Source organism: Actinoplanes sp. NPDC049598 (assembly GCF_040675435.1).
Taxonomy (GTDB): domain Bacteria; phylum Actinomycetota; class Actinomycetes; order Mycobacteriales; family Micromonosporaceae; genus Actinoplanes.
The window spans coordinates 1-15,683 of record NZ_JBFAOX010000048.1 but is presented as its reverse complement, the minus strand read 5'-3'; the positions used below and the strand labels follow the sequence as shown (position 1 = coordinate 15,683).

17 protein-coding genes are annotated in these 15,683 nt (G+C 72.6%); 7 read left to right on the top strand and 10 right to left on the bottom strand.

Features of this window, described 5'->3' with window-relative positions:
• Positions 1-264: 264 nt before the first annotated feature.
• Complete coding sequence (locus AB0J66_RS48605; protein ID WP_364676029.1) at positions 265-546, top strand: peptidoglycan-binding protein; 282 nt, start codon at positions 265-267, stop codon at positions 544-546.
• Between the two features lie 10 nt (positions 547-556).
• Positions 557-1,261, top strand: a complete 705-nt coding sequence (locus tag AB0J66_RS48600) for a TIGR03089 family protein (RefSeq protein ID WP_364676027.1) — start codon at positions 557-559, stop codon at positions 1,259-1,261.
• A gap of 101 nt (positions 1,262-1,362) precedes the next feature.
• Here AB0J66_RS48600 and paaE read toward each other — a convergent pair whose 3' ends face one another.
• Genes paaE through paaN form a run of 9 tightly spaced genes read right to left on the bottom strand, consistent with a single transcriptional unit; the run spans position 1,363 to position 9,555 of the window.
• Entirely contained in the window at positions 1,363-2,424 is a 1,062-nt protein-coding gene (paaE, locus tag AB0J66_RS48595; protein ID WP_364676025.1) for a 1,2-phenylacetyl-CoA epoxidase subunit PaaE, read from the bottom strand.
• A gap of 12 nt (positions 2,425-2,436) precedes the next feature.
• Positions 2,437-2,925, bottom strand: a complete 489-nt coding sequence (gene paaD, locus AB0J66_RS48590; RefSeq protein WP_364676022.1) for a 1,2-phenylacetyl-CoA epoxidase subunit PaaD — start codon at positions 2,923-2,925, stop codon at positions 2,437-2,439.
• Between the two features lie 11 nt (positions 2,926-2,936).
• On the bottom strand, positions 2,937-3,818 hold the full coding sequence (gene paaC / locus AB0J66_RS48585; RefSeq protein ID WP_364676020.1) for a 1,2-phenylacetyl-CoA epoxidase subunit PaaC: 882 nt from the start codon (positions 3,816-3,818) through the stop codon (positions 2,937-2,939).
• 7 nt (positions 3,819-3,825) lie between these two features.
• On the bottom strand, positions 3,826-4,137 hold the full coding sequence (gene paaB, locus AB0J66_RS48580; RefSeq protein WP_364676019.1) for a 1,2-phenylacetyl-CoA epoxidase subunit PaaB: 312 nt from the start codon (positions 4,135-4,137) through the stop codon (positions 3,826-3,828).
• On the bottom strand, positions 4,134-5,084 hold the full coding sequence (paaA, locus tag AB0J66_RS48575) for a 1,2-phenylacetyl-CoA epoxidase subunit PaaA (RefSeq protein ID WP_364676016.1): 951 nt from the start codon (positions 5,082-5,084) through the stop codon (positions 4,134-4,136). The genes paaB and paaA overlap by 4 nt, the downstream gene beginning before the upstream one ends.
• On the bottom strand, positions 5,081-5,947 hold the full coding sequence (locus tag AB0J66_RS48570) for a 3-hydroxyacyl-CoA dehydrogenase family protein (protein WP_364676013.1): 867 nt from the start codon (positions 5,945-5,947) through the stop codon (positions 5,081-5,083). The genes paaA and AB0J66_RS48570 overlap by 4 nt, the downstream gene beginning before the upstream one ends.
• The gene (locus tag AB0J66_RS48565; protein ID WP_364676010.1) at positions 5,944-6,672 is read right to left on the bottom strand and encodes an enoyl-CoA hydratase/isomerase family protein; all 729 of its coding nucleotides are present in this window, start codon (positions 6,670-6,672) and stop codon (positions 5,944-5,946) included. Before AB0J66_RS48565 ends, AB0J66_RS48570 begins: the two co-directional genes overlap by 4 nt.
• Positions 6,669-7,871 carry a thiolase family protein gene (locus AB0J66_RS48560; RefSeq protein ID WP_364676007.1) on the bottom strand — a complete coding sequence of 401 codons (1,203 nt, stop codon included), beginning with the start codon at positions 7,869-7,871 and terminating at the stop codon, positions 6,669-6,671. The genes AB0J66_RS48565 and AB0J66_RS48560 overlap by 4 nt, the downstream gene beginning before the upstream one ends.
• Entirely contained in the window at positions 7,864-9,555 is a 1,692-nt protein-coding gene (paaN, locus tag AB0J66_RS48555; RefSeq protein WP_364676005.1) for a phenylacetic acid degradation protein PaaN, read from the bottom strand. The genes AB0J66_RS48560 and paaN overlap by 8 nt, the downstream gene beginning before the upstream one ends.
• Before the next feature lie 84 nt (positions 9,556-9,639).
• On the opposite strand from paaN, the gene AB0J66_RS48550 reads away from it, so the two are divergent.
• Together AB0J66_RS48550 and AB0J66_RS48545 are read left to right on the top strand one after the other, a co-directional pair.
• Complete coding sequence (locus AB0J66_RS48550; protein WP_364676002.1) at positions 9,640-10,239, top strand: TetR/AcrR family transcriptional regulator; 600 nt, start codon at positions 9,640-9,642, stop codon at positions 10,237-10,239.
• Positions 10,240-10,275: 36 nt separating this feature from the next.
• Complete coding sequence (locus AB0J66_RS48545) at positions 10,276-11,496, top strand: glycoside hydrolase family 3 N-terminal domain-containing protein (protein ID WP_364675999.1); 1,221 nt, start codon at positions 10,276-10,278, stop codon at positions 11,494-11,496.
• Here AB0J66_RS48545 and AB0J66_RS48540 read toward each other — a convergent pair.
• Positions 11,483-12,481, bottom strand: coding sequence for a LacI family DNA-binding transcriptional regulator (locus tag AB0J66_RS48540; RefSeq protein WP_364675997.1), 999 nt, complete (start codon positions 12,479-12,481; stop codon positions 11,483-11,485). The two genes, AB0J66_RS48545 and AB0J66_RS48540, sit on opposite strands and share 14 nt — an antisense overlap.
• A 91-nt stretch (positions 12,482-12,572) precedes the next feature.
• On the opposite strand from AB0J66_RS48540, the gene AB0J66_RS48535 reads away from it, so the two are divergent.
• From AB0J66_RS48535 to AB0J66_RS48525, 3 genes are all read left to right on the top strand, one after another.
• Positions 12,573-13,742: a Gfo/Idh/MocA family oxidoreductase gene (locus AB0J66_RS48535; RefSeq protein ID WP_364675994.1), complete on the top strand. Its 1,170-nt coding sequence runs from the start codon at positions 12,573-12,575 to the stop codon at positions 13,740-13,742.
• A gap of 9 nt (positions 13,743-13,751) precedes the next feature.
• The gene (locus AB0J66_RS48530) at positions 13,752-14,753 is read left to right on the top strand and encodes a sugar phosphate isomerase/epimerase (RefSeq protein ID WP_364675992.1); all 1,002 of its coding nucleotides are present in this window, start codon (positions 13,752-13,754) and stop codon (positions 14,751-14,753) included.
• A 74-nt stretch (positions 14,754-14,827) separates the two neighbouring features.
• Positions 14,828-15,337: an NUDIX domain-containing protein gene (locus tag AB0J66_RS48525; RefSeq protein ID WP_364675990.1), complete on the top strand. Its 510-nt coding sequence runs from the start codon at positions 14,828-14,830 to the stop codon at positions 15,335-15,337.
• Positions 15,338-15,683 lie beyond the last annotated feature (346 nt).

Genomic DNA, 15,683 nt, shown 5'->3' with positions numbered 1-15,683 from the left:
CGCCACCACCTCGCGCCACAGCCTGCCACCAAGCGCCACCACGCCGGGCCACCAACTAGCGCCGCGGCCCGCCACCACCCGCGTCGCAGCCCGCCACCACCCGCGCCGCGGCCCGTCGCCGCTCTCGCCCTCGACCCCGCAGGTCGCAGCTGACCATCGGCCGAAAGTCGCACTCGGGCACAGCTTTGAGAGACGCGGGTCCGATGCCGGGCACAGACGTCCGCCCGATGCTGGAGTCACCCCACTTCAGCAGGAGGTTACGAGATGTCCGCACGAGGAATGCTCAGCGTTGTCGGCACCGCCGTCGGTGGCCTGGTCGGCTGGACCGCCGCGCCGCCCCCGGCCGACCCCGACTGCGTGCGCGAGCTGTTTGCCGAGATTGGCCTCACCCCGGCTCCCGGCGACGACGCCCTGACCGAAACCGTTCGCATCTTCCAGGCCCGCACCGGCCTTACCCCGGATGGCGTAGCCGGCCCCCGAACGGTTCACCTCCTCACGAGGTACGCCTCCGAGGCGCGCGAGCTTCGCCTGGACCTGGCGGCCTAGGCTACGGTCCATGACCGGGCACGATCATCTGATCACGTACTACGACGACGCCACCGGCGAACGCACCGCGCTCACCGCGAGCGAGCTCGGCACCTGGGCGGCCGCCACCGCCGCCCTGCTCACGACCGAATGTGGTCACGGCCCGCGCAGCACCGCCGCCGTGCTACTGCCCCCGCACTGGCAGACCGCCGCCGTGTTACTGGGCGCTTGGTCCGCCGGCATAGCCGTTTCCTACCGGGACTGGGCCACCGCCGGCCTCTCCCCCGCCGGCGCACCCCTGGACGTCACCTTTGTTCATCGCCGCCGCGTGGACAGTTGGCTGGACGACGTACCCATCGGCACCGACCAATTCGTACTCTCCCTTCTCCCCGGCCGTTCCCCGGAGCCCCCGCGCGGCTACCGCGACTACCCCACCGCCGTACACCCGCACCTGGGCGCCGCTCCCCCGTCGATAACTCCGGCCCCCGAAGCCCCCGCCACCGTCGACGGCACCACCTACGGCGCCTACGCTGCGATAGCCGCCGAGCTGGCCGCCCAACGCGGCATCGGCCCCGGCGACCGCGTGCTGATCGACGCCACCACGCAGGAGCAGCCCCTGACCTGGCTCCTGACCCCGATGGTGGCCGGCGCCTCGATCATCCTCTGCGCCAACCTCAACCCGGCCAACCTGAACGCGCGCGTGGAGGCCGAGCGGGTCACTCACTCCTTCCTGTAGTACGCCTCCTCTCCACCGACCCGAGCCGTCTGGTCGTCCTTCCTGTGCCCGACGAGATGGGCGGGCGTAAGCGCGCCGGTGCTGACCGGTGACAGCACCGCTCAGTCGTCGAAGGTGACGGTGACCTTGGGCGTGGTGGCCACCGACTGGCAGGTCAGGACGAAACCCGCGGCCAGTTCGGCTGGTTCCAGGGCGAAGTTGCGGCGCATGGTCACGTCGCCCTCGACCACGCGGGCCCGGCACGTGCCGCAGACGCCGCCCTTGCAGGCGAAGGGCAGGTCGGGGCGGGAGCGTTGCGCGCCCTCGAGGACAGTGTTGCCGGCGGCCACGGTCACTGTCGTGGAGCGGCCGTCGAGCAGGACGGTCACTTCGCAACCGTCGGCCGTGGCGGTGGCGGCCTCGTCGCGTACGGGCTCGGGTGGCGCCTCGTCCACCCAGAACAGTTCCCGGTGGATGCGCTCGGGCGGGACGCCGGCCTCGCCGAGGACCTGGATCGCGTCGGTCACCATCCCGAATGGCCCGCACAGCCACCAGTGGTCCACGGCCGGCACGTCGAGCAGCACCGGCAGCAGCGCCCGCAGCTTCCCCGCGTCGAGGCGTCCGCTGAGCAGGTCGACCTCGCGGGCCTCGCGCGACAGCAGGTGCACCAGCTCGAGCCGGGACGGGTGCCGGTCCTTCAGGTCGGCCAACTCTTCGGCGAACATGACCGTGTCGGCCCGCCGGTTGCCGTACAGCACGGCGACCTGTGCCTGCGGGTTGCGCAGCAACGAGGTGGCGATCGACAGCACCGGCGTGATGCCCGAGCCCGCCGCGATCATCACGTGCCGGCCGCCGGCCTCGATGTCGGGAGTGAAGGTCCCGGACGGCGGCGCCACCTCGACCGCGTCGCCGACCTGGACCTCGTGCACCAGCCACCCGGAGACCAGCCCGCCGGGCACTTCCCGCACGCCGATGCGGGGTTTGCTGCCAGCCGGGGCGCAGATCGAATAGGACCGGCGCTCGTCGTGCTCGTCACCGGGCCGGCGCACGGTCAGCGACTGCCCGGGCCGGAACTCGTACGTCCCGGCCAGCTTGGCCGGAACGTCGAAGGTCACCGCGACCGCGTCGTCGCAGAGCCGCTCGACCTGCGCCACCCGCAGCGGGTAGAACTCGCGAACCACCATCGTCTCCCCCGCTCAGATCGCTTTGACGTGTTCGAACGGCTCGTGGCAGGCCGGGCACCGCCGCAGCTCCCGGCACGCGGTGGCGCTGAACGGCGTGATCCGCTCGGTCCGCGCCGACCCGCAGCGTGGGCATGCGACCCCGCCGTCCCGTACGCCGAGCAGCAGCGGCACGGGCCCGGCGGCCCGCCGCGGCGCGGGGCCGGGCGGCGCGATGCCGGCGGCGGCGAGCTTCGCCCGCCCCGACTCGGAGATCCAGTCGGTGGTCCAGGCCGGTGCGAGCGCCGTACGGATCTCGGCCCGCTCGTACCCGGCCCCGCGCAGCGCCGCGAGCAGGTCGGCCCGGATCGCCTCCATCGCGGGACAGCCCGAGTAGGTGGGGGTGATCGTCACGACCACCCCGCTCGCGCCCTCCTCGACGTCGCGGATGATGCCCAGCTCGGCCAGGGTCAGCATCGGCAGCTCAGGATCGGTCACCGTCGCGGCCACATCGGCTGCCGTCACCGCCGGCGCGCTCACCAGACACCGCCCGGCGTTGCCCGCGCCAGCCCCTGCAGCTCGGCCAGGATCTCGGTCAGTTCGTCGCCGTGCACACCGTCGCGCCCCTGAGCCGAGGACGCCGACGACACCGGGGAGGCCGGGCGGTCGAGCGTGGCCACGCGCAGGACTTCGGCGATCACCGCGTCGAACTCGTCGCGCAGGACGGACGGGTCGACCGCCACGTCGAGTTCGGCCAGGCGGCGCTCGACCGGATGCGTTGCGAAGAGCTCCTCGGCCAGCGGCAGCACCGCGTCGACCGCAGCCTGCATGCGGGCGTGGGACAGCTCGGTCCCGTCGCCGAGGCGGACCACCCACCCGGCCGCGTACTCCCGGTGGTAGCTGACCTCCTTGACGCCCTTGGCGGCGATCGCGGCCAGCACCGGATCGCCGGTCGTGGCCAGCCGGTCGAACAGGGCGAGCCGCCACGTCGAGAAGATCAGCAGCCGGGCCACCAGCTCCGCGAAGTCGGCGTCGGCCCGCTCGGCCAGCCACACGTTGCGGAACTCGCCGGCCTCACGCAGGTAGGCGAGCTGATCTTCGTCGCGGCCGGCCCCCTCGGCCTCGCCGGCCCGGGTGAGCAGCAGCCGGGCCTGGCCCAGCAGGTCGAGGCCGATGTTGGCGATGGCCAGCTCGTCCTCGATCTCGGGCGACCGCGTGATCCACTGCTGGAGCCGGTGCGACAGGACCAGCGCGTCGTCACCGAGCATCAGGTAGTACGCCGCGAGGTCGCCGCGGTCGACCCCGTCCGGCAGGGCGGTGGCCACGCCGGCGAGCGGGTCGGCGAAGCCCGTCCCGTACGCCCAGCGGGCGTCGTCGTCGTGGTCGGTGAGGGCCTGGTAGGCGTCGTCGAAGGACATGGCGGCCTCAGATGTGCGGCACGGAGTCGGGGATGGAGTAGTACGTGGGATGCCGGTACGCCTTGTCGCCGCTGGGCGCGAAGAAGGCGTCCTTGTCGTCGGGGCCGGACGCGACCACGTCGTCGGAGCGCACCACCCAGATGCTCACGCCCTCGTTGCGCCGCGTATAGAGATCACGGGCGTGATGCAGCGCCATCTCGTGGTCGGCCGCCCGCAGCGACCCGACGTGCACGTGGTTGAGGCCGCGCTTGGCCCGCACGAACACCTCGAACAGCGGCCACTCGTGCTTGATCTCGCCGCTGCTGTGTGCACCGGTCATTTGGCGAGCACCCCCGTCCGCTTGGCCGCGTGCGCCGCGGCCGCCTCTCGCACCCAGGCGCCGTCCTCGTCGGCCTGCCGGCGGCGCGCTATCCGCTCGGCGTTCAACGGCCCGTCGCCGGAGATCACCCGTTTAAGCTCCGACCAGTCGATCGCGCCGAAGTCGTACTGCTCGCGTTCGGCGTTCCACCGCAGATCCGGGTCGGGCAGCGTGACACCGAGCGCCTCAGCCTGCGGGACGGTCATGTCGACGAACCGCTGCCGCAGCTCGTCGTTCGTGTGCCGCTTGATCTTCCAGGCCATCGACTGGGCGGTGTTGGGTGACTCGGCGTCGGGCGGGCCGAACATCATCAGCGACGGCCACCACCAGCGGTCGACCGCGCCCTGCACCATCTCGCGCTGGGCGTCGGTGCCCCGCATCATCGTCATGAGCAGCTCGTAGCCCTGCCGCTGGTGGAAGGACTCCTCCTTGCAGATGCGGATCATCGCCCGCGCGTACGGCCCGTACGAGCTGCGGCACAGGGGCACCTGGTTGCAGATGGCCGCGCCGTCGACGAGCCAGCCGATCACGCCGACGTCGGCGAAGGTGAGCGTCGGGTAGTTGAAGATCGACGAGTACTTCTGCCGGCCCTCGATCAGCCGCCGCGTCAGGTCACCGCGGTCGGCCCCGAGCGTCTCGGCCGCCGAGTACAGGTAGAGCCCGTGCCCGGCCTCGTCCTGCACCTTGGCCAGCAGGATCGCCTTACGCCGCAACGACGGCGCGCGGGTGATCCAGGCGCCCTCCGGCTGCATGCCGATGATCTCGGAGTGGGCGTGCTGGGCGATCTGCCGGATCATCGTCTTGCGGTAGCCGTCGGGCATCCAGTCGCGCGGTTCGACCCGCTGGTCCTTCTCGATCGTCGCGGTGAAGACCCGCTCGTCCTCGGCGGACACCTGCTGGTCGCTCATGACACCTCCCAGGAGAAGAAGCCCTGCCCGGTCTTGCGGCCGAGCTCACCGGCGGCCACCTTGTCGCGCAGCAGCCGCGGCGGCGCGAACCGCTCGCCCAGCTCGCGGTGCAGGTGGTCGGCGATGGCCAGGCGTACGTCGAGGCCGACGAGGTCGGTCGAGCGCAGCGGACCCATCGGGTGGCGGTAGCCGAGCTCCATGGCCCGGTCGATCGAGGCCGCGTCGGCCACGCCCTCCTCGAGCATCCGGATCGCCTCGAGCCCGAGCAGCACGCCGAGCCGGCTGGTCGCGAAGCCCGGAGAATCGCGGACCACGACCTCGCTCTTGCCGAGCCCGGCCACCCAGGACCGGGTCGTGTCGCGGACGGCCTCGCCGGTCTGCGGGCCGAGAACGATCTCGACCAGCTTGCTGGCGGGCACCGGGTTGAAGAAGTGCATGCCGAGGAAGCGCTCGGGCCGGCTCAGCCCGTCGGCCAGCCCGGCGATCGACAGCGAGCTGGTGTTGCTGGCCAGCACGGCGTGCTCGCCGACCACCTGCTCGGCCGTGGCGAGCACCCGCACCTTCAGCGCCGCGTCCTCGGGGACGGCCTCGACGACCAGGTCGGTGTCGGCGCTCAGGGCGGCCACGTCGTCGACGAGCAGCAGCCTCTCCAGGACGGCGTCGACCGACTCGCCCAGCAGACCCTTCTCGGTGGCCCGCAGCAGACCCATCGCGACCCGGTCCCGGGCGGCCGCGGCGGTTGCCCGGTCGCGCTCGACCAGGCCGACCACCGACCCGGCGACGGCGAGGACCTGGGCTATGCCGGCGCCCATCCGGCCACCGCCGACCACCCCGGCGATCTTCGGCACGCTTGGAGTGATCATGAGCGGCCCCCGGCCAGGAAGGCGTCCATGCGCTCGCGCTTCTCGGCCGACTCGAAGAGGATCGCCTGGGCCAGGTCGTCGGTGAGCGGGTGACCGCCGCCGTCGGCGACCAGCTTGGTCAGCCGCAGGGCGAGCTGGCCGGAGCGGGCCATCCGGTCGAGCAGAGTGTGCGCCCGCTTGAGTAGCTCACCGGCCGGGACCACCTCGGCCACCAGGCCGAACCGCAGCGCGTCGTCGGCGTCGAGCCGGCGGCCGGCGAGCAGGACCTGCTTGGCCACGGAGGCGCCGACCAGCTCGCGCAGCCGCCAGCAGGCCCCGGCCGCGGCCAGGATGCCCAGCCCCGGCTCCGGGTTGCCGAACACGGCGGACGGCGAGGCCAGCCGGAGGTCGCACGCATACGCCAGCTCGGCCCCGCCGCCGAGCGCATAACCGTCGACGGCGGCCACGGTCGGCAGCGGCAGCCGGGCGATCCGGTCGAAGAGCCGGCTGTTGATCCCCTGCAGCGCCTGCTCCCGGCCGCGCTCCCGCAGCTCGCCGATGTCGGCCCCGGCCGCGAACGTGCCGCCGTCACCGGTGAGCAACAGCAGCCGGGGCCGTTCCTCGAGCGACGCGCAGACCTCGTGCAGCTCGGTGACCATGGCCGCGTTGATCGCGTTGCGCGCCTCGGGCCGCCGCAACGTCACGACCACGCGGTCGTCCAGCTCCTCCACCACGAGCGTGCTCATGCGCGCTCCAGCAGCATCGCGACGCCCTGGCCGACGCCGACACACAGGGTGGCCAGGCCGCGGCGGGCGCTCTCGCGCTCCATGCGGCCGAGCAGGGTCACGGTCAGGCGCGCGCCCGAGGCACCCAGCGGGTGGCCGAGCGCGATCGCGCCGCCGTCGGCGTTGACCCGTTCCTCGTCGAGCTTGAGGCGGCGGATCACGGCCAGCGACTGCACCGCGAACGCCTCGTTCAGCTCCACGGCGTCGAGGTCGCCGACGCCCCAGCCGGACCGGGCCAGCGCCTTCTCGGTGGCCGGAACCGGGCCGAGACCCATCAACTGCGGGGCAACGCCGGCGCTGGCCGAGGTGACGACGCGGGCGCGCGGCGTCAGCCCGTACCTCTTCACGGCCTCCCCGCTGGCGACCACCAGCGCGGCGGCGCCGTCGGACAGGGGTGACGAGGAAGCCGCGGTGACCACGCCGCCGGAGCGGAACACGGGGCGCAGGCCGCCCAGCTTCTCCAAGGTGGAACCGCGGCGCGGGATCTCGTCGGTCGTGACGTCGCCGACCGGCACGATCTCCCCGCCGAAGCGGCCGGCGTCGATCGCGGCGACGGCCCGCTCGTGGCTGCGCAACGCGAAGGCGTCGCTCTCGGCGCGGGTGATGCCGTCGAGCGCGGCGACCTCCTCGGCGGTCTCGCCCATGCTGAGCGTGATGCGCCTGTCCTCCGGGGCGCTGCCGGCGGACCGGTCGTGCTCCTTGAAGACCGGGTTGGTGAAGCGCCAGCCGAGCGAGGTGTCGACCACCTCGCCGGGCCGTGCCCACGGGGTGCCCGGCTTCTGCATCACCCAGGGTGCGCGGGTCATCGACTCGACACCGCCGGCCACGATCACGTCGGCCTCACCGGCCCGGATCGCGTTGGCGGCCGAGACGATCGCGGTCAGGCCGCTCGCGCAGAGCCGGTTGACCGTGTAACCGGGCACGCTGTCGGGCAGGCCGCCGAGCAGCACCGCCATGCGGGCCACGTTGCGGTTGTCCTCACCGGCTTGGTTGGCCGCGCCGAGCACCACCTCGTCGATAGCCTCGCCGGGAACACCGGCCCGGCCGACCGCCTCGCGGACGACCAGCCCGGCGAGATCGTCGGGGCGGACCCCGGCGAGCACACCGCCGTACTTGCCCTGCGGGGTGCGCACCCCACCGACGAGGAAGGCCTCAGGCATCGGCCTGCTCCTTGGCGACGTGGTGACGGGACTGGAGGGCGAAGAACCGGCCGGTCACGAAGTAGTCGTCGGACAGCGAGGCGGTGGCGGCCGGGTTGGCGCCGGTGCCGTGCAGGTCGCTGAAGGCCGCCGTCTGGTTGACGAAGACACCGCCGGTGAGGTTTTCCGCCAGGTGCACGCCGGCGTCGAGCGCGGCGTCGCGGGCCGCGGCCAGCACCTCGGGCGAGGTGGAGTGGACCAGGGCGGTGAGCGCGCCGTGGGCGCGGACCGTCTCGACGAAGATCTCCAGGCTGTGCGCCGTGGACTCGGTGGCGATCACGAACGACACCGGGCCGAACCACTCCCGCGTGTAGGCCTTGTCGTCGGCCGCGTCGAGCCGGACCACCACGGGCGTACGGATGGTGGCGCCGGGATGCTGCTCGTCGGGAACCTCGGCCGACGGGTGGATCACGCCGGCCGCCCCGCCCGCCTCGGTGAGCCGGGCCAGGACGCCGTCGTTGACGATCGCGCCGAGCGTGCCGGCGGCACGGGCCGGGTCGCCGAGCAGCTTGTCGAGCGCGGCCGACAGGTCGGCGCCGAACTCCTCCACGCTGCGGTGACCGGCGTCGGTCGTGATGCCGCCCTGGGGGACCAGGATGTTCTGCGGAGTGGTGCACATCTGGCCGCTGTAGAGCGACAGCGAGAAGGCCAGGTTGCGCAGCAGCCCTTTGTAGTCGGCGGTGGAGTCGACGATGACCGTGTTAAGACCGGATTTCTCCGTGTAGACGACCGCCTGGCGCGCGTTGGCCTCCAGCCAGTTGCCGAACTCGCTGGAGCCGGTGAAGTCGACGATCCGTACGTCGGGGTGGGTGGCGAGGGTGGCCGCGACGCCGTCGCCCGGCTCCTCGGCCACGAGGGTGACCAGGTCGGGACTCAGGCCGGCCTCGCTCAGGACCTCACGGCAGATCTGCACGGTGATCGCGAGGGGCAGGACGGCGCCCGGATGCGGCTTGACGATCACCGGGTTGCCGGTGACCAGGCTGGCGAACAGGCCGGGATAGCTGTTCCAGGTGGGGAACGTCGTGCAGCCGATGACCAGGCCGATGCCGCGGCCGACGACCGTGCTGGTCTTGGCCAGCTGGAGCGGGTCGCCGCCGCGCTGCGGCTTGCTCCACTCGGTGGCGACCGGGATGCGGGTGCTGGCGGCCAGCGCGACCGCCACGGCCTCGAGGGCGCGGTCCTGCGCGTGCGGGCCGCCGGCCTGGAACGCCATGACGAAGGCCTGGCCGGTGGTGTGCTGCACGGCGTGGGCCATCTCGAAGCTGCGCGCGTTGATCCGCTTGATGATCTCGACGGCGACGCCGGCCCGGCCCTGCGGCCCGACGGCGCGCCAGCCGGGGGTCGCGGCCCGGGCGGCGGCGATCACAGCGAGCGGGTCGGCCTTCGGATAGCTGACGCCCAGCTCGACGCCGTAGGGTGAGCGCTCGGTGGAGACAGTGCCGGCCGCGCCGGGCACCTCGATCGGGAAGGTCCGGCCCAACAGCGCACGGAAAGCGCGCTCGCCCTCGGGAGCGGCCTGCTCGCCGTACACAGACTTGCTGGGAGACTCGGGGAATGCGGACCAGTAGTCGCGCACAGCAGCGGCGCGGATCGCCTGATCCAGCAGGTCGGAATGCGTCTCGTACAACTCGGTGGGGGTTGTCATCGTCGCTCCATCGCGTTTGGCTGTGCTCATATTTACCGACCGAACGGCCGGTAATCAACCCCTGGGAGACAGGATGGCATCAACGTGACCCCGCCCGCGGCTCCGCGCCGGCGCGGACGACCCGGTCATGACCAGGATGCCGTGCTCGCGGCGGCGGTGCGGCTGTTCAACGAGCGCGGCTACGACGCCACCAGCATGTTCGACATCGCCGAGTCGCTGGGCATCACCAAGTCCAGCGTCTACCACCACATCAGCGGCAAGGAGCAGTTGCTACAGATGGCGATGGACCGGGCGCTCGACGGCCTCTTCGAGGCGGCCGGCGAGGTGTGCGCGCTCGACCTGCCCGCCCCCGAGCGGCTGGAACGGCTGGTCCGGCGCAGCGTGCTCGTGCTGGCCGAGCGCTTCGAGTACGTGACGGTGCTCCTGCGGGTGCGCGGCAACACCGAGGCCGAGCAGCACGCCCTGGCCCGCCGCCGCGACTTCGACGCCATCGTCACCGACCTGGTCAAACAAGCCCAGGCCGAGGGTGGCGTCCGCCCCGACATCGAGCCGGCGACGGCCGCGCGCCTGATCCTCGGCATGGTCAACTCCCTGACGGAGTGGTACCGCCCGCGCTCGGGCGGCGCCGAGGCCATCGCCGACGCGCTGACCCGGATAGCGTTCGAAGGGCTCCGTACGGCCTAGGTCCGATGGTGCGGGCGCGCGCTAACCTGTGCGCCGATGAGAAGAAGCTGGCAGTTCCGGGCCGCCGCCGCGGTCGCGACGACCTTGGCCCTGACCTCGTGCGGCACGAACGCCGCGGAAAAGCCGACGGCCGCTGCCCCGACCAGCGAGGCCGCCCCGGCCAGCGAGGCCGCTCCGACCAGTGCGCCCGCTCCGAGCAGCGCGGCGCCGACCAGCGCGGCGCCGAAGGACTGCGTCACCCGTACGCTCGACGGGCTCGACCTGGCCGGCCGCGCGGGCCAGTTGCTCATGGTCGGCGTCCCGGTCGACACGCCGAGCGGCTACGCGGGCGCCGTCCAGCGTTACCGGCTCGGCGGCATCTTCCTGCGCGGCCGCAGCACGCACGCCGCCGCCGAGCTGCGGGGCGACATCGCCGGCCTGCAGGGCAAGGCGACCCTGCCGATGCTGGTCGCCCTCGATCAGGAGGGCGGCAGCGTCCAGACCCTCAAGGGCCCGGATTTCCCCATCCTGCCGTCGGCTCAGCGCCTCGGCTCCGGCCCCGCCGCCACGCTGCGCAGCACGACGCGGGAGAGCGCCCGCCGCCTCGCCGCGATCGGGGTCAACCTCAACCTGGCCCCGGTCGCCGACACCGTGCCGGCCGACATCGGCCAGGACAACCCGCCTATCGGCGCCTTCAAGCGGCAGTACGGATCGGAGCCCGCCCAAGTCGCCGCCGCGATCAAGACGGTCGTGCCCGCCTCCCAGGACGCCGGCGTCCTCACGACGCTCAAGCACTTCCCCGGGCTCGGCCGGGTGAGCGCGAACACCGACACATCGACCAGGGCGGTCGACACCACGGCGACGGCCACCGATCCGTACCTCCAGCCCTTCGCCGCCGGCATCGGCGCCGGCTCGGCCGCGGTGATGATCTCGTCGGCGTCCTACCCGAAGCTCGACGATTCGGCCATCGCGGCCTACTCCAAGCCGATCGTCACCGACCTGCTGCGCGGCCGGCTCGGCTTCAAGGGCCTCGTCATCTCCGATGACCTTGGTGCGGCGGTGGCGGCCAGCACGCTTCCCCCGGCACAGCGGGCCGTACGTTTCGTAGCCGCCGGCGGCGACATGGTGCTCACGATCGTCCCGTCGAACGCCAAGCCCATGTCGGCCGCGCTCATCGACAGGGCCGAAAAGGATCAGGCGTTCCGGGCGCGGGTGGACGACGCGGCCCGGCACGTCCTGCAGGCGAAGGAGCGGGCCGGCGTGCTCAAGTGCGGCTGACCGGGGCCGCCGTGCTGCCCCGCACGACCAGGTGGGGCACGAGGACGATCTCGGTGCGCCGGGCGCGGCCCTCGTCCAGGCGCGTGACCGCGGCCCGTACGGCGTTGCGGGCCTGAGCCGGCGCGTCCTGGTTGACCGAGGTCAGGTCGATGTGGGCGAGGCGGGCGAGCGTGCTGTCGTCGTAACCGACGACCGAGACCTCGCCGGGCACGTCGACGCCCGCCCGCAGGAGCGCGTCCATCACACCCACGGCCAGGCGGTCGTTGGAGGCGACGACGGCGGTCGGCCGCTCCGCCGAGGCGGCCAGCTGCCGGCCGGCCCGTACCCCGCCCTCCTCGGTGTGGTCACCCGGCAGGACCTGCGCGGAAAGCCCGGCCCGGTGCATGGCGCGGCGATAGCCGCGACGGCGGGCAGCGGCCACGGCACCGGAGCCACCGTCGAGGAACGCGATGCGCGAGTGTCCGAGATCGATCAGATGAGCGAGGGCGGCGCCGACGCCGACGTCATCGGCCGAGCGCACGACGTCGACCTGCGCGTCCCGGGCCATGCGGCCGACCACTACGCACGGGACCTGCTCGGCCAGCTTGTCCAATGAGGAGCCCGGCGAGTCGGGGCCGAGCAGGATCAGCGCCTCGCAGCGGAAGTCGAGCAGGGTCTCGACGGCGCCGTCCTCGTCACGGTTGCGGGTCAGCGTCGAGAGGACGACCTCATAACCCGCGCGGTCGGCCTCGACGTGCAGCTCCTCGACGAGCTCGGCGTGGAACGGGTTGCGCACGTCGAGCATGACGCCGAGCAGATGCCGGCGGCGGCGGGCCAGCAGACTGGCCGTGCGGTCGGCCCGATAGCCCAGCTCGGCGGCGGCGGCCAGCACCCGCTCGCGCGTCTCGGCGCTCGGCCCGGGCGCGCCCCGCAACACCAGCGACACCGACGCCGGCGAGACCCCGACGTGAGCCGCCACGTCCGACAGGCGCGGTCGCTGATCCACTTTATTACTCCCCGCAGCAGCCTTGACACCGATCGAGATCAACGTCGATGCTACAGGAGTTCTTAAAGCGCTTTAAAGCGAGGTCCCCCAGATGACTCACCCGCCCATCGGCGTGGCCGTGATCGGGGCCGGCATGGTCGGCCGCGCGCACGCCAACGCCTATCGCACCGCCGCCACCGTCTTCGACCTCGACCTGCCCGCGCCCCGGCTGGTCGCCATCGCCGACCTGCACGAGCCGTTCGCCACCGATGCCGCCCGGCGCTACGGCTACGCCCGCGCCGAGACCGACTGGCGCGCCGTCATCGAGGCCCCCGACATCGACGCGGTCAGCGTCGCCGTCGCCAACAGCCTTCATCGCGAGGTCGTCGAGGCGGCCCTCGCCGCCGGCAAACACGTCCTCTGCGAGAAACCGCTGGCCCCCAGCGTCCGCGACGGCGAGGCGATGGTCGCGGCCGCCGCAGCGGCGCCCGGCCAGGTCGGCGCGGTCGGCTTCACGTTCCGCCGCTCCCCCGCGCTCAATGCGATCAAGCGGGAGGTCGAGGGCCGGCTCGGCCCGGTCCGCCACTTCGTCGGCAACTACTGGTGCGACTACGGCTTCGACCCGGCCCGCCCGATGAGCTGGCGTTATCAGGGCGGCCCGGGCTCCGGCGTGCTGGCCGACATCGGCAGCCATCTCACCGACCTGGCCGAGTTCTTCTGCGGCCCCACCGCCGGCGTGCAGGGCACGACCATGGCCACCCTGGTCAAGGAGCGGCCGAAACCGCTCGGTGTCGCGGTCGGCCACGCCGGCGGCGTCGAGGTCAGCGACGAGCTCGTCCCAGTCGAGAACGAAGACGTCTGCACCTTCACCACGGCTTATGCGAGCGGCGCGGTCGGCACCTTCTCGCTGTCACGGGTCGCGTTCGGCCATGCCAACTCGCTGCGGGTCGACCTGTTCTGCGAGAACGGATCCGCCTCCTTCGAGATGACCCGGCCGGCCGAGTTCAGCATCGTCGACGGCAGCGCCGAGACCTCGGTCAACGGCGCCCGTACGGTCTTCGTCGGCCCCTGGCATCCGTACGTGGCCCGTGGCCTGCCCATGGATTTCCCCACCGTCGGCCACGGGCAGAACGACTTCTTCGTCTATCAGGCCCGCGCCTTCCTCGACCAGATCGCCGGCGTGGAGCACCTGCCGCCCTGCCTCGACCTGGCACACGGCCTGCACAACCTGCGCGTCCTCGAGGCGGTCGTGTCGGCCGCCGACAAACCCGTCCAGATCTGAGGAGTCCCCATGCGACTCGGCGCCTACACCGCCTGCCTGCACGACCGCTCCCTCGACGAGACCCTGAAGATCCTCGGCGAGCTGGGCCTGACCAGCGCCGAGATCAACACCGGCGGGTTCATCGCCGCGCCGCACATCCCCATCGACGACCTGCTGGCCAGCGCCGGCGCCCGGGAGGACTACCTCGGCCGCTTCCAGCAGGCGGGCATCACGCTGACCGGGCTCAACGTCAACGGCAACCCGCTCAACCCCGACCCGCGGGTCGGCCCGAAGCATGCGGCCGACCTGCACCGCACGATCGACCTGGCCGCCGCGCTCGGCGTCAAGCGTATGGTCACCATGTCGGGCCTGCCCGGCGGCGAGCCCGGGGCCAAGGTGGCCAACTGGGTGGTGAACCCGTGGGACAGCCAATACCTGGACACCCTCGACTACCAGTGGCAGCAGGTGGCCGTCCCGTTCTGGCGCGACATCCAGGCCCGCGCCGCCACCGCCGACGTCAAGGTGTGCATCGAGATGCATCCGCACAACCTGGTCTTCAACCCGCCCACCCTGATGCGCCTGGTCGAGCAGACCAACGCCACCCACGTCGGCGCCGAGATGGACCCGAGCCACCTGTTCTGGCAGGGCATCGACCCCGTCGCCGCCGTGCGCCACCTAGGCGACCTGGTCTTCCACGCCGCCGCCAAGGACACCCGGATCAACGGCGACAACGTCAAGCTGTACGGGGTGCTCGACGACCGCTTCACTCGCACCCCGGCCGACCGCAACCCGCTCAATCTCGGCGGCGCCAACACGCTCAACCAGTGGCCCGAAAGCCCTTCGTGGCAGTTCGTGGCGGTCGGCCGCGGCCACGGCGACGACTTCTGGGTGCCCTTCCTGCAAGCCCTGTATGCCGTCGACCCCGACATCGCCGTCAACATCGAACACGAGGACACCGAGCTGGATCAGATCGAAGGCCTCCGCCAGGCGGCCGAACACCTGCTCGCCGCCGCCAACAAGGCGGGCGTCTGACCGCCGGGGCGCGGGACACGCCCTCGCTGCGGGAACGGCCTGGCGGGCTGGATCATGGGCAGTAGGGTGAGTTGGTGCCTGTTCCTCCCTATGTAGTGCGCATGCGCGAGCACATCGGCCACGATCTGCTGTTCCTGCCAAGCGCCAGCGGGGTCGTCGTGGACGACGACGGACGGGTGCTGCTGGCCCGCCGCGTCGACAACGGGCGGTGGTCGGTGCCGGCCGGGTCGATCGATCCGGGCGAGCAGCCGGCCGACGCCGCGCTGCGCGAGGTGTTCGAGGAGACCGGCGTCCGAGCGGAGATCGTCCGCGTCGCCGGGGTGGCCAGCCATCCCGTGATCTACCCGAACGGCGACCAGTGCGAGTTCCTGAACGTCTGGTTCCTGTGCCGCGCGCTGTCCACCGACGCCGCCGTCGCCGACGACGAGTCGCTCGAGGTCGGCTGGTTCGCCCCCGACGCGCTCCCCACGCTCGACGACTGGTCGAAGCTACGCATCGAAGCGGCCTTGTCCGGCGACACCGCCGCCTGGTACGCCACTCCCGGCGAGAAGCACCCAGCCCTCAACCAGCCAGACGCCCTCTGACCAAGCAGCCCCCGCCGGCCCTTCCTCACTGACGCGGCTCGGCACCCGGCGCCTGGAGGGGCTCGGCGGCTCCAGCGCGGGCCAGGGGCCCGGCGCTCGCGGGCGCGGGTTGAGCCGCGAGCCGGGGCTGAGCGCGGGCCCAGGCTGAGCGCGGGCCGGGGCCGAGCGCGGGCTGAGCGCGGGCCCGGAACTGGGCGCGGGCTAACCCTGAGCGCGGGCCCGGAGCTGGGCGCGGGGCCCGGAGCTGGGCGCGGGCTGGGCCTGAGCGCGGGCCCGGAGCTGGGCGCGGGGCCCGGAGCTGGGCGCGGGGCCCGGAGCTGGGCGCGGGGCCCGGAGCTGGGCGCGG

Coding starts and splice junctions, on each gene's coding strand:
- AB0J66_RS48570 (WP_364676013.1), bottom strand. CDS start 5,947: ATGATCACTCCAAGCGTGCCGAAGATCGCCGGGGTGGTCGGCGGTGGC.
- AB0J66_RS48565 (WP_364676010.1), bottom strand. CDS start 6,672: ATGAGCACGCTCGTGGTGGAGGAGCTGGACGACCGCGTGGTCGTGACG.
- AB0J66_RS48605 (WP_364676029.1), top strand. CDS start 265: ATGTCCGCACGAGGAATGCTCAGCGTTGTCGGCACCGCCGTCGGTGGC.
- paaE (WP_364676025.1), bottom strand. CDS start 2,424: ATGGTGGTTCGCGAGTTCTACCCGCTGCGGGTGGCGCAGGTCGAGCGG.
- AB0J66_RS48535 (WP_364675994.1), top strand. CDS start 12,573: ATGACTCACCCGCCCATCGGCGTGGCCGTGATCGGGGCCGGCATGGTC.
- paaA (WP_364676016.1), bottom strand. CDS start 5,084: ATGAGCGACCAGCAGGTGTCCGCCGAGGACGAGCGGGTCTTCACCGCG.
- paaB (WP_364676019.1), bottom strand. CDS start 4,137: ATGACCGGTGCACACAGCAGCGGCGAGATCAAGCACGAGTGGCCGCTG.
- AB0J66_RS48600 (WP_364676027.1), top strand. CDS start 557: ATGACCGGGCACGATCATCTGATCACGTACTACGACGACGCCACCGGC.
- AB0J66_RS48530 (WP_364675992.1), top strand. CDS start 13,752: ATGCGACTCGGCGCCTACACCGCCTGCCTGCACGACCGCTCCCTCGAC.
- AB0J66_RS48545 (WP_364675999.1), top strand. CDS start 10,276: ATGAGAAGAAGCTGGCAGTTCCGGGCCGCCGCCGCGGTCGCGACGACC.
- paaC (WP_364676020.1), bottom strand. CDS start 3,818: ATGTCCTTCGACGACGCCTACCAGGCCCTCACCGACCACGACGACGAC.
- paaN (WP_364676005.1), bottom strand. CDS start 9,555: ATGACAACCCCCACCGAGTTGTACGAGACGCATTCCGACCTGCTGGAT.
- AB0J66_RS48560 (WP_364676007.1), bottom strand. CDS start 7,871: ATGCCTGAGGCCTTCCTCGTCGGTGGGGTGCGCACCCCGCAGGGCAAG.